The sequence below is a fragment of the Sediminibacterium ginsengisoli genome (genome assembly GCF_900167075.1).
In the GTDB taxonomy this organism is placed as follows: Bacteria; Bacteroidota; Bacteroidia; order Chitinophagales; family Chitinophagaceae; genus Sediminibacterium; species Sediminibacterium ginsengisoli.
Genome location: NZ_FUWH01000002.1, coordinates 52385 through 65191, shown reverse-complemented (window position 1 = coordinate 65191; position 12807 = coordinate 52385). Strand labels below are relative to the sequence as shown.

Below are 12807 nucleotides of genomic sequence, written 5' to 3'. Positions count from 1 at the left end.
GGCGTTCTTCCCAGTTCTCATAAAGAAAACCCTGGTAGCTCATATTCCTGATATGGGCCACCAGGTGATCATAATATCCTGCTGTATTCAGCAGGATTATTTTTTTATCGTGGATCTGTAATGTGTTCCAGGTAAGCATTTCGAACAGCTCATCGAGTGTGCCGTGCCCGCCGGGAAGTACAATGGCAGCATCACAACGCTCATACATCATACGCTTCCTGATATGCATATCCGGCACCACGTGGATCTCCGTAAGCGCATCGTGCATCTGTTCCCAGGCCAGCAGCAGTTCGGGTATCACACCGATCACTATACCGCCGTTATCCATCACACCGTTGGCCACAGCTCCCATCAAGCCTTTATTACCGCCACCATAGACCAGGCTGATCTGCTTTTCCGCCATCAGTTTCCCCAGCGCTGCCGCTTCCTGCTCAAACAAAGGGTTATTACCGCTTTTTGAACCGCAGAAAACTGCTATACATTTTACCTCCATACCTTTATTTTTCGTGTCGCAAGGTAGTAATTGCCGGGAGCATTTAATGGTTGGTTTCAAAAACAGCAGAAACACGCAAACTGAATGCTGATTTCATCATCACTTCCCTATCTTTACCACCGTTGTCCTGTCATATTTAAAATATAAATGTTATTAGTATGTCCCCATTGCTGCTATTTTCTTTTGTGATCCTTTATTTTCTTTTATTGCTGGTGGTAGCCTGGTATACCGGCCGCAACAGCAATAACGAATCTTTTTTCATTGGTAACAAGAACAGTAACTGGATGCTGGTTGCTTTCGGCATGATCGGTACTTCACTCAGCGGTGTCACGTTTGTAAGTGTGCCGGGTGCAGTGGGCGATGTGGCAGGCAACAGTTTCAAAGGCTTCGCTTATATGCAGGTGGCTATCGGTTACCTGATCGGTTATGTGGTGATCGCTTATGTGTTGCTGCCGCTCTATTACCGGCTCAATCTTACATCGATCTATAACTACCTGCAGCAGCGTTTCGGGAATGTGGCATACAGAACAGGTGCATTGTTCTTCATCATCAGCCGTACCGTTGGTGCAACAGCAAGGTTATACCTCGTGATCAACGTGATCCAGTTCTTTATCCTGGATAAAATGGGTGTTCCCTTCGTGGTTACCGCGGCCGTGATCCTGCTGATGATCCTGCTCTATACTTTTGAAGGCGGTGTAAAAACCATCGTTTACACCGATACCCTGCAAACATCGCTGATGATCGCAGGCCTGATCATCTGTGTGGTGTATATTCTCAGTCACCTCAACCTTTCTGTAGGCGAATCACTCAGCCAGATGAAAAGTGTGGGCTATCTCAACGTATTCAATACCGATGTGAACAGCAAAGGTTTCTTCCTGAAACAGATCATCGGCGGAGCATTCATTACCATCGCCATGACTGGTCTCGACCAGGAAATGATGCAGAAAAACATCAGCGTAAAACGACTGGGCGATTCGCAGAAAAATGTAATCACGCTGGCCATCGTGCTGGTATGCGTATTATTCCTGTTCCTCCTGCTGGGCGGCCTGCTTTACCTGTATGCCACATCCCAGGGTGGTGTTTACCAGGATGTGATGGTGAACGGTAAAGCGGTAAAACAACTGGTGCTCGACAACAACAATATCATCGGTGATAAAATGTTCCCTTCCGTGGTGCTGAATTATTTCCCGCCTGCGGTTGGTATCATTTTCATTATCGCGCTGATCTCAGCACTTTTCCCGAGTGCAGACGGAGCTCTGACGGCACTCACCTCTTCATTCTGTATCGATATCATCGGCCTGAAGGAAAGGCACGACCTGGACGAGAAGCAGAAAAAGAAACTGAGGCTCACGGTTCACCTGAGCTTTACGGTAGTGTTCCTGTTATGCATCATGGGCTTTAAGGTGATGAACGATAACAGCATCATCGACAAGATCCTGGACCTCGCAGGTTATACCTACGGACCGTTGCTGGGCCTGTTCGCCTTCGGCATCTTCACCCGCAAAAGCCTGCCAAATACACTGGCCATAACGGTGATCTGCGTGCTGGCGCCGGCAATCTCCTATTTCCTGAGTATCAATGCGAAGGACTGGTTCGGTGGTTACCAGATCGGTATCGAGCTGCTGATCATCAACGGACTGATCACTTTCCTCGGCCTGCTGGCCATAGCCAAACCGGCTCCGGGGGAAGCAAAGCTCACAGCCGTATAAATTACCTGAAATAATCATATGAATGAACGGGATATCCTCACAGGGTATCCCGTTTTCATGTTTGACCGGCAGCCGTTTTCCCTGAAAAAACGGATATTTGCAGGATGGATCTTATATCTCCCCTCGTTGAAAGCTATGCCGGGCAGTATACTTCTGCCGAAGATGCCCTGCTTCAGGCAGTGAACGAGCAAACCATGCGCGAGCACCCGCAATCGCATATGCTCAGCGGGCATGTACAGGGGAAATTTTTATCGTTCATCAGTACTATACTTCGTCCCCGCTACGTTTTAGAGATAGGAACATTTACAGGCTACAGCGCGCTTTGCCTCGCGGAAGGCTTAACGGAAGACGGCGAACTGCATACCCTTGAACTGAGAGAGGCAGATGCCGCCACCGCAAAAAGCAATTTTAGCAAAAGCAAAAGAAATAAGCAGCTACATTTGCACGTCGGCAACGCCCTGGAACTGATTCCGGCGCTGAACAGGAAATGGGACCTGGTTTTTATCGACGCAGATAAAACCGGTTATATCGATTATTATGAAATGGTGGTTCCGTTGCTGAATGAAAATGGTATCATATTGGCCGACAACGTGCTTTTTCACGGCCAGGTACTGGAAGAGCCTGTTACGGGCAAGAACGCCAAAGCTATACAGGCTTTTAATGAGCATGTACAAAAAGATCCCAGAACAGAACAGGTATTGCTGACCATCAGGGACGGCATTCTCCTGATTAAAAAGAAAAACGCATGAAAAGACTGATCCTGCTCCTCTGCATCGCCGTTTCACTGACCGCGCATGCACAAAGAGAAAAGGCCGAAGCTTATATCAATACTTACAAAGAGCTGGCCATCAGGGAAATGATCCGGACCGGCGTGCCTGCTTCCATTAAACTGGCGCAGGGCATCCTGGAATCACAGTATGGCGAGAGCAACCTTGTAAAGACCTCCAACAATCATTTCGGCATTAAATGCAAGACCGAATGGACCGGTGCAAAAACATACCATGATGATGATGAGAAGGGTGAATGTTTCCGTGTATACGGAACATCCGAGGATTCTTACAGGGATCATTCCGATTTCCTGAAAAGCCGCCCGCATTATGCGTTCCTGTTCAAGCTCGACCCAACCGATTATGAAGGCTGGGCAAAAGGTTTGAAAAAAGCAGGTTATGCAACAAGTCCTACTTATCCCCAAAGCCTGCTGAAAGTGATCAATGATTATAACCTGCAGCAATACAGCCTGGATGCGATTGCAAGGATCAAACAGGGCATTACACCTGCCGATACCGAATTGACGGTGATCGCAGCAGCGCCATTACCCGGCCCTTCTGATGTACAAGCCACGGTTCACCCGCCGTTGGTAAAACCAGCAGAAACTACGGTTGCACAAAAAGAAAAAGAGGAAGAACATAAAGAAGCAGAAACGGTGACGCCTGTTGTAAGCGCCCCGGTAGCAGCCGTAAAGAAAACATCCTTATATCCCCAGGGTATTTTCACCATCAATCACACCAAAGTGATCTATGCAAACGAAGGTATTTCACTGCTGGCGCTGGCAACTACTTACGATATCAGTCTTGCCAAACTCCTCGAGTTCAATGACCTTGCCGAAATGGATGTGCTGGATACAGACAGGCTGATCTTCCTTGAGAAGAAACAGAAAAAAGGCGCAAGCGATTTTCACGTTGTAGCCGATAATGAGACCCTGCACGATATCTGTCAGAAAGAAGGCATCCGTATGGAGAGCCTGCTCGAATACAACAAGCTCAACAAAACTGCAGTACCTGCCAACGGCCAGAAACTCTATCTTCGTGCCGCGATACCGGCAGCAGCCAGATCGCGTACTTAATAAAATTCATCATTCGTTTCCAAAACCTGCAACCATGTCAGTCATCAACGTACATGATAAATCATTTGTACCCTATCTTTCAGAAGAAACCATTCTGGGCAAGATCAGGGAACTGGCCGCAGCGTTGAGTAATGACTATGCAGGTAAAAGGCCGCTGTTCATTGCAGTACTGAACGGCTCTTTCATGTTTGCATCTGACCTGTTCAAAGAATTACATATCGATGCGGAAATATGCTTTATCAAGCTCGCATCTTACAAAGGCACCAAATCAACCGGGCATGTGATCACCGCTATCGGACTGGATACTGATATCACCGACAGGCATATCGTGATCCTTGAAGACATTATTGACACCGGTAAAACAATGAGTGAATTTTTGCCGCAACTCAGGAACCAGCATCCCGCATCACTGAAGACAGCAGTGCTGCTGCATAAACCGGACGCTACCGCATATGAAGTGCCGGTGGATTATTGCTGTTTTTCTATCCCCAATAAATTTGTTGTAGGCTATGGTCTCGATTACGACGGGCTCGGACGTAATATCCGTGAGATCTACCAGCTGAAAGAAGATTAAGAAAACAGATCGCCGCTTCCTTAAAAACCAGATGCCCCTGCATGCAAGGGCATCAAGCTCATTTTATTTAACAACCAACTACCTAAGTAGCTATTGCAAAGTTAGACGATAAAACAAGGTTTTCACCCGTTTATCATTAAAATACCATTAAAACCTGTATTAAACCGCAAAATTGATCACTACCCGCTGACGGTAAGCTACAGGAACATTATCGCGTTTGGCGGGGTTCCAGCCCGGCCCCTCTTTGATCAGCCTTGCCATTTCTGCATCGATGCCGTAGCCATTTACTTTGTCTGTACGGAAATCAGAGATCCTGCCGCCGGCATCTACCATGAAGGACATCGCTATCTGGTACTGGCCTGCAGGGGCACCATTGGCCCTGATGGATTTTACATTGATATTGCTGCTGATATATTTCAGAAAACCAGCCGTTCCTTCTTTGCATTCGGGCAGTACCTGCGGAGGAGGTGTCCTTGTTGCCCGGACCGTTACATCGGATAAATGGATGCTATCCGCTTTCAGCTGAATGGTCTTTGCCGGCAGTTTAGGCATCACCGGCAGCTTATCGTACTTCCGCTCTGCCCTTTTCATGCTTTCCGGGTTATTGATCAGGTAAGTTTCAGTGGTTCCGTCCTTCAGCGTAACAATGAAGCTTGCCGGTTCTACAGACCAGCGATAGGCTTTAACATCGGGGTTGGCATTCAGAAACGCCTGGTATTCGCTGTTCTCTTTATTAGGCAGACTGATCCACAATTTAACACTGTCTTTTCGTGTCCGGATATCGATCACACCATTACGGGCAGGTTCACCGTATTTATCGATCGCGGCCTGGTCTTTCAGGATACGGACATCAGTAACTGAATTCGGGTTCAGTTGCCTGAACTCTTCCTGCGAAACCAGTTCGCCGTTGATAACAAACAGGGGACGCCTGGTGGAATCTACTTTCCAGCGGTCGAAAAGGTTGTCATCTTTTATATTGTTCACTGTTGAGAATTGCAGTCTGTTCGCGCCTTCCGGCCTGCTCAGGATCAGATCATCGCCTGATCCTTTGGTCAGGAACCTGATGGTGTCTGCTTCAAAAGTTGGCGTATCATTGGTACGTGCATTATATTCAAGACCTTTAAGGTAATACTGGATCGCATTCAGCAGTGAAACAGCAAGACGTTCCCGGTAGCTGGCAGTTTTAAGCTTTGCGAGATCTGAAGGATTGGTGATATAACCGGCTTCGAACAAAACCGCAGGACAAGAGGGCTGGTCTATCATGTACAGCTTACGTGCACTGTTATCGATGATCTTGGTGGCCCCATTCGCTTTAAGTGTATTGGCCATATAGGAAGCGATGCGGTGATTACCTTCTTTCTTTTCAGGAGATGCGGTCTGCTGACTGATCATGATCTCCATGCCGGATGATTTGTCGGCCTCGCGGGCAAGAGCACTGTTACAATGTAAGGAGATGACCAGTTCGGGACGCAGTTCTGTGATCATCCTGTTACGTTCAGCAACAGACTGGGTGATGTCTTTGCTCCTTGTGAGTTCGATATTGATTCGGTCATTGGCATTGAGTTCTTTGATGAGTTTCGCAAGTTCCAGCGTGATGGATTTTTCGCTGGTACCATCGGCGCCGAAAGTACCGTTATCAGCACCACCATGGCCCGCATCGATCACAACGGTATACCTGCCGTTAAGTGCTATGGAGGCCATTGATGCAGAAGCAGCAGGTTCATCCTTACCGGAAACAGAAGCAGCAATGGAATTCACCACACTTTCAACCACCGTTTCAACAGAGATGGTTTTGCCCTGGTTGTATTCTTTGTTGCGGAATGCGAAAAACACAACTACAACGGCGAGCAAAGGCAATACAACCAGTCTGCGCAGGTAGCTGAAGCGGGGATCTGCATTATTGGTAAGCATCAGCAATCTTCTTTTGATGGGCGAAAAGAAGAATGGGTGCGCCAGCTCAAATTTCCGTTTAGGATAAGCCGCAGTGAGCAGCATCTGTGCCAGCAAAGCAGTATCACCATTGTTAACGGCTTTTTTATCCGCGATGAATTCATGGATCATTTCCATTTCCTTTTTCAGCAGCCAGAAAAAAGGATTGAACCAGCCGCCGATCAGTAATATCTGCACTACGAGTTTATCGATAGTGTGGCGCTGACGGACGTGGGTAAGTTCGTGCTGAAGGATCTGTTTACCGGCTTCACTGCGGATATCGATCTCATCGTTCCAGAAAATATAACGGAAGAAGGAAAAAGGCGTTCCTTCAGCCTGAGTGAGGATCAGGTATACATCACCCACATTTTTGCAGGAATGTGTACGCAGGAGCCGGTATAACCGGTATATACCACGCACCAGGAAAAACAGGAACATCCCGGTAACGGCGATATATACTCCTGTTACCAGCAACTCCCAGTTGAAAGTGAACTGCGGGTTGGCAACAGTAGCTTCTATGGCAGAATTATTATCGGCCAGCACCGCAAGCAGGCGCATCATTTCAGGATTGATATCTGCATTGCCCGGATTAAGCTGGATCTTGATCAACGGCACCAGCCATGAAAGCACAGCAACAGCCAGCAGATAGAAACGGTTATACTGGTGAAACTTCTTATTCCGCAGCACCAGCATGTAATATCCCATCATAACCGCGCTGCAGAGGATCACCTGGACGAAGTAATAAGCAGTGGTTAGCATCGTAAATAAGTTTTAGTGTTTTTTATGTTTCATCTGCTGCAGCAGCAACTCAAGGTCCTTAATACTGAGTTCTTTACTTTTCACCATAAAAGATACCGCATCGCTGAAAGAACCTTCGAAATAACCTTCCACCAATGTACGCATCGAGTTGGATGAATACTCGCTCTTGGAAACCAGCGGGTAATACTGGTGTACCCTCCCTATGGGTTTTACACCCACAAAACCTTTGTCCACCAGGATCTTTACAATGGTGGCAACGGTGTTGGAATGAGGACGCGGTTCGGGCTGGGCTTCCACGATATCTTTCAGAAAAGCCGTTTCAAGCCGCCAGATAGATTGCATGATCTGTTCTTCAGCTTTGGTCAGTGGTTTCATAATGATCTGTTGATGATCAAATATAAAACTATATTTTTAGTTTTAAAACTATTTTTTTAGTCAATTAAATGTTAATCCGGAGCATCCGCCGGCTCGGCTTAAACTGCTAACTTGCAAGCTGAGTTATCCTGATTATGAAGTATTATTTAATTGCAGGCGAAGCCAGCGGCGACCTCCATGGCAGCAACCTGGTGAAACAGCTTCACAGTAAAGATGCCCGCGCGGAGATCCGTTGCTGGGGCGGCGACCTGATGGCTGCGGCCGGTGCGGAAGTGGTGAAACATTACCGCGACCTGGCTTTCATGGGTTTTGCCGAAGTGGTGAAGAACCTGCCTGTGATCCTGCGGAATATCCGTTTCTGCAAAGAGGATATTCTTGCCTGGAAACCCGATGTGCTGGTGCTGATCGATTACCCCGGATTTAACCTCCGGATTGCATCCTGGGCAAAAGAACAGGGTCTGAAAGTGGTGTTCTATATCTCACCCCAGGTTTGGGCATGGAAGGAAAAAAGAGTGATCAGAATGAAACAGTGCATCGATAAAATGCTTTGTATCCTTCCCTTCGAAAAAACCTATTATAAAGAACGCTGGAACTGGGATGTTGATTATGTGGGTCATCCGCTGGTGGAAGTGGTGAATGAAGCGCTTGCACAGTATACACCTGCTCCAGACCGGGTAAAGACCATTGCACTGTTACCCGGCAGCCGTAAACAGGAGATCTCGCGCAAGTTGCCGGTGATGCTGGAGGTAGCGGCACATTTTCCCGGCTATCGTTTTGTGGTGGCTATGGCGCCGGGGCAGGAAGAGGCTTTCTATACGCCATTCCTTCAGCCTTACAGCAATGTGGCCGCTGTTCGTAATCAGACCTATTCCCTGCTGCTTCAATCCGATGCAGCGCTGGTCACCAGCGGTACGGCTACACTTGAAACAGCATTGCTTGGAATTCCGGAGATCGTTTGTTATAAAGGAAATAATATCAGCTACCAGATCGCGAAAAGGTTGATCCGCATCAAATATATTTCACTGGTGAACCTGATCATGGATAAACCGGTGGTAAAGGAACTGATCCAGCATGAACTTACCACCGCTAACCTTGTGAAAGAGTTACAAAGCCTGCTTACCGATGAACAGAAACGTGCAGTGCTGAAAAAAGATTATGCCGATCTGAAGACATTACTCTCGAAGGAAGGAAATGCATCTGAACGCGCAGCTGCGATTATTTATGATTTTGTAACCGGCTAAAAACGACCGTTACCTGAATAAGGGTAACAACACCAGTTTAAAAATGATGATCAGTACAGCGATCAGGAACATGATCAGGGAAATACGATTCATGCCGTGCATATACTTCATCCACTGGGTACGCGGTTCGTTCGGGTCCCTTTTTTTGATGTAGAGATATTCTGCAAGCTGACGCCAGATACCCATAGACTTTGTTTCTGTAAAAATAACAAGACTTATTCATTCAAACATACCCTGTTCAATCAATACACCATGAAAAAAACATTCACACTGATTGCCCTGCTCCTCTCGTCCGTTCTCTTCGGCCAGGTGAAAGAAGGTTATATCAAATATGCCGTATCTGTTGACAACAGCAGCGACGAAACAATGAAAGCCCTGATCGGCAATATGCAAAGCCGGCTTCATTTTAAAAATACAAAAGCCTTATATGAACTTTCGGGTGGGATCTTTTCCATGAAAACCCTGGTTGACGATAAAGGCTTACTGCTGCTGACAGACCAGATGGGCAAGAAATTCTATATGCGCAAGAACAGGGCGCAGTTGTCGGCACAGCCATCTCCCGCTCCGGTGATCACTTATACTACGGAAAAAAGGACCATCAAAGGTTATCCCTGTTCCAAAGCGGTGATCACTGTAAAAGCAGGAAAAGCAGGTGAAACAAAGACCACGATCTGGTTTACGGAAAAACTGCAGAATGCGGCCGCACTCGAAGGAGCCAATACATTGTTTAAGGATCTGAAAGGGCTGCCGCTCGAATTTGAAGTAACTAACGGCCCTGTGAAATTCAAACTTACCGCAACCGAGATCAGCACCGCACCGGTTCCTGATGCCACATTCAATGTTTCACTGGCGGGCTACAAGGAAGTGTCTGTTAAAGGCTGATCACCGGTGCAGCCATTGTTTCAGGCAGTCAGTGATCTGGCGGGCTTCGATGATAAAACCGTCGTGGCCGTAAGCTGAATCGATCTCTACCAGCGTGGCATGGGGCATATGCGTGTTCATGAAACGCTGTTCTTCGGGCGGACAGAGAATATCGCTTCCGATGGCCATGATCAGGGTTGGCTGGGTCAGCTGATTCAATGCTTTCATCAGGTCTCCGCCACGGCCACGCGCCAGGTGATGGCTGTCCATCGCTTTTGTGAGCAACCAGTAGCTATACGCATTAAAACGTTTAACAAGTTTATCGCCCTGGTACTGGATATAGGATGAGGCTCTGAAATTGTCGATCTTCTCCGGATCCGGGTCTGTTTGCGCATCCTGGAAAATCCCGTAGTTACGATACGTCAGCATTCCGATGGCTCTTGCAGCTTTAAGTCCTTTGGCGCCCGCATCCGGTGCCGGATCCCGCCAGGTACTGTCGGCCTCAATGGCCAGCCGCTGGGCAGTATGCACTGCTACTCCCCAGGCGCTCTCAGATGGTGAAGTGGCAATGAGGAAGAGTTTTTCAATGCGATCCGTTTCCATCGCACACCATTCCAGCGCCTGGTAGCCGCCCATGCTTCCGCCCATCAGCAAAGCGATCTTTTCAATGCCGAGATGTTTGCGCAGCAGTATATGCGCCTGCACCATATCCCTGATGGTGATGTTGGGAAAAGTTGAATAATATGGTTTCCCCGTTTCCGGGTTGGTGCTTGCAGGGCCGGTGCTTCCGTAACAGGAACCCAGTATGTTCGCACAGATGATAAAATCCTTATCCGCATTCACCGCTTCGCCTCCGATCACACCTTTCCACCAGTCGGCACAGTCTGCATTGGCCGTAAGCGCATGGCAGACCCATACCACATTGCTCCCGGCGGCATTCAGTTTGCCGTAGGTATGGTAAGCGATCTGCAGGCCGGGCAGCACTTCCCCGCATTCCAGTGTAAAAGGCTGCTCATATTGAAAGACGTTCATCATCGATTATTCCGTATTTGAACGCAAAATAAGTGCATGGTTAAACTACATTTGCATAAATTTTTCCGGTCACCCAAATATTACCCCCTCATGACCACCAGGATCGACATTACCCGTACCGGCACCGATTATGCTTTTGAAGCGGTTGACAGCAACGGCCACCGGATGCAGATGGACGCCGCCGAAGCCATAGGCGGCCATAACAGCGGCATCAGGCCTATGCAGACTATCCTGATGGGACTGGGTGGCTGCAGTGGTATCGATATCGTATCCATTCTGAAAAAACAGCGGCAGGAGATCAGCTCATTCCGGATGGAGATCGAAGCGGAGCGTGAAAGCGGTAAAGAACCTGCTTTATGGAAGGAAGTGAAGATCCGTTTTGTGTTTGAAGGTAATATCGACCCGGAAAAAGCACAGAAAGCATGTGCCTTGTCGATAGACAAATACTGTTCTGTGGCCGCAACCCTGCGCGCTGCCGGATGCAGCATACAATGGCAGGCAGAAGTGATCTCACCAGACAATAATGTTCATCAATCTTAATTTCCCCGATTATGCAGCACCGGCAGACACAGGTGATCCGGACAAGGATCGAACAGACACCCGAGATGGAACATGCAGCGCCAATGTTCCTTACCAGCAGCTTTTGTTTTAATGATGCAGAGGAAATGCGTGCGGCATTTGCCGATGAGAACGACAATAATATCTACAGCCGTTTCAGTAATCCGAACGTACAGGAGTTCACAGACAGGATGTGTACACTGGAAGGTGCAGAAGCAGGATTTGCAACCGCATCGGGCATGAGCGCCATTTTCGGATCGTTCATGGCTTTGATGAAGCAGGGCGATCATCTCCTGTCCTGCAATGCGATTTTCGGGAGCACGCATACTGTCATCGCCAAATACCTGCCCAAATATGGCATCAGCCACAGTTATATCCCTGCCACGGCAACGGAAGCAGAATGGGAAGCTGCCATCACACCGCAAACGCGGATGATCTACCTGGAAACGCCTACCAATCCCGGGCTTGAAATACTGGACCTGGAAATGATCGGCAGGGTTGCAAAAAAACACAATGTAATTCTGAACGTCGATAACTGTTTTGCCACACCCGTTGCGCAACAGCCAATCCGTTTTGGTGCCGACCTCGTTGTTCATTCTGCTACCAAATGGCTCGATGGCCAGGGCAGGGTACTCGGAGGTGTGATCGTTGGTAAAAAGGAACTGATCAAAGAAATCTATCTTTTCTGCCGCAGCACCGGTCCGTCGTTATCTCCGTTCAATGCCTGGCTGCTGAGCCGGAGCCTTGAGACCCTTGAAGTGCGCATGGAAAGACATGCATCGAACGCATTGTACCTCGCCCAATCACTGGAAGGACATGCTAAACTAGCCGGCGTTCGTTATCCTTTACTGCCCACACATCCGCAACATGCCATTGCAGTGCGTCAGATGCAGAACGGCGGCGGGATTGTTTGTTTTGAATTAAAAGATGGCCTTGAAGCAGGCAGAACATTTTTGAACAGCCTGAAAATGCTGTCGCTCACCGCTAACCTCGGTGATACCCGCAGCATCGCATCTCACCCTGCAAGTACAACACATGCGAAGCTGACAGAAGCCGAAAGACAGGCAGTGAATATAACGCCCGGACTGATCCGTATCTCCGTGGGACTGGAACACAAAGAAGATATCCTTGCAGATATCCTGCAGGCACTCGATCAGGCATAAATAAAAGCATCATCCGGAAATCAGCAAACTATTTCCGGATGATGTCCTTACCATTTACCATTCCACCACAATCCATTTCAGCAGTACCATCACTGCCGCAGTGGTCATGGCGCTGCGCAAAAGCAGTCCTGCAAAATAATTTCGCTTAACACCCTGTCTCCGCCAGCCGGCATCGCCTGCATCCAGCCTGTATTCGTTAAAACTCATTGCCAGCAGTGCAACTACCGTAACAATAAAGACGATCGCTCCGATAAGATAAAAGGATAACAT

Annotated in this window: 13 protein-coding genes and 1 pseudogene; 8 read left to right on the top strand and 6 right to left on the bottom strand. The window is 48.1% G+C overall.

What is annotated here, in order from left to right:
• Positions 1–25: 25 nt before the first annotated feature.
• A pseudogene (locus B5D42_RS03365) lies at positions 26–493 on the bottom strand (LOG family protein); the annotation flags it as partial.
• Between the two features lie 158 nt (positions 494–651).
• Here B5D42_RS03365 and B5D42_RS03360 point away from each other — a divergent pair.
• From B5D42_RS03360 to hpt, 4 genes are all read left to right on the top strand, one after another.
• A complete protein-coding gene (locus tag B5D42_RS03360; RefSeq protein ID WP_078830043.1) occupies positions 652–2202 on the top strand; it encodes a sodium:solute symporter in 1551 nt (516 codons plus the stop codon).
• 104 nt (positions 2203–2306) lie between these two features.
• The gene (locus B5D42_RS03355) at positions 2307–2951 is read left to right on the top strand and encodes an O-methyltransferase (RefSeq protein WP_078830042.1); all 645 of its coding nucleotides are present in this window, start codon (positions 2307–2309) and stop codon (positions 2949–2951) included.
• A complete protein-coding gene (locus B5D42_RS03350) occupies positions 2948–4045 on the top strand; it encodes a glucosaminidase domain-containing protein (protein ID WP_078830041.1) in 1098 nt (365 codons plus the stop codon). The genes B5D42_RS03355 and B5D42_RS03350 overlap by 4 nt, the downstream gene beginning before the upstream one ends.
• 34 nt (positions 4046–4079) lie before the next feature.
• Positions 4080–4619, top strand: coding sequence for a hypoxanthine phosphoribosyltransferase (hpt, locus tag B5D42_RS03345; RefSeq protein ID WP_078830040.1), 540 nt, complete (start codon positions 4080–4082; stop codon positions 4617–4619).
• A 159-nt stretch (positions 4620–4778) separates the two neighbouring features.
• Here the strand turns inward: hpt and B5D42_RS03340 are convergent, their stop codons facing one another.
• Together B5D42_RS03340 and B5D42_RS03335 are read right to left on the bottom strand one after the other, a co-directional pair.
• The gene (locus tag B5D42_RS03340; protein WP_078830039.1) at positions 4779–7307 is read right to left on the bottom strand and encodes a M56/M15 family metallopeptidase; all 2529 of its coding nucleotides are present in this window, start codon (positions 7305–7307) and stop codon (positions 4779–4781) included.
• A 12-nt stretch (positions 7308–7319) separates the two neighbouring features.
• On the bottom strand, positions 7320–7682 hold the full coding sequence (locus tag B5D42_RS03335; RefSeq protein WP_078830038.1) for a BlaI/MecI/CopY family transcriptional regulator: 363 nt from the start codon (positions 7680–7682) through the stop codon (positions 7320–7322).
• 134 nt (positions 7683–7816) lie between these two features.
• Between B5D42_RS03335 and lpxB the strand changes: the two genes are divergently transcribed.
• On the top strand, positions 7817–8923 hold the full coding sequence (lpxB, locus tag B5D42_RS03330) for a lipid-A-disaccharide synthase (RefSeq protein WP_078830037.1): 1107 nt from the start codon (positions 7817–7819) through the stop codon (positions 8921–8923).
• A 9-nt stretch (positions 8924–8932) separates the two neighbouring features.
• Here lpxB and B5D42_RS17825 read toward each other — a convergent pair whose 3' ends face one another.
• Positions 8933–9109: a DUF6728 family protein gene (locus B5D42_RS17825; protein WP_176112889.1), complete on the bottom strand. Its 177-nt coding sequence runs from the start codon at positions 9107–9109 to the stop codon at positions 8933–8935.
• A 66-nt stretch (positions 9110–9175) separates the two neighbouring features.
• On the opposite strand from B5D42_RS17825, the gene B5D42_RS03325 reads away from it, so the two are divergent.
• Positions 9176–9805: a hypothetical protein gene (locus tag B5D42_RS03325; RefSeq protein WP_078830036.1), complete on the top strand. Its 630-nt coding sequence runs from the start codon at positions 9176–9178 to the stop codon at positions 9803–9805.
• On the opposite strand, the gene B5D42_RS03320 is transcribed toward B5D42_RS03325, so the two are convergent.
• Complete coding sequence (locus B5D42_RS03320; RefSeq protein WP_245825536.1) at positions 9806–10819, bottom strand: homoserine O-acetyltransferase family protein; 1014 nt, start codon at positions 10817–10819, stop codon at positions 9806–9808.
• Between the two features lie 87 nt (positions 10820–10906).
• On the opposite strand from B5D42_RS03320, the gene B5D42_RS03315 reads away from it, so the two are divergent.
• Both B5D42_RS03315 and B5D42_RS03310 read left to right on the top strand, forming a co-directional pair.
• Entirely contained in the window at positions 10907–11356 is a 450-nt protein-coding gene (locus B5D42_RS03315; RefSeq protein ID WP_078830035.1) for an OsmC family protein, read from the top strand.
• An 11-nt stretch (positions 11357–11367) separates the two neighbouring features.
• Positions 11368–12537 carry a trans-sulfuration enzyme family protein gene (locus tag B5D42_RS03310; RefSeq protein WP_078830034.1) on the top strand — a complete coding sequence of 390 codons (1170 nt, stop codon included), beginning with the start codon at positions 11368–11370 and terminating at the stop codon, positions 12535–12537.
• A gap of 54 nt (positions 12538–12591) precedes the next feature.
• On the opposite strand, the gene B5D42_RS03305 is transcribed toward B5D42_RS03310, so the two are convergent.
• Entirely contained in the window at positions 12592–12807 is a 216-nt protein-coding gene (locus B5D42_RS03305; RefSeq protein ID WP_078830033.1) for a hypothetical protein, read from the bottom strand.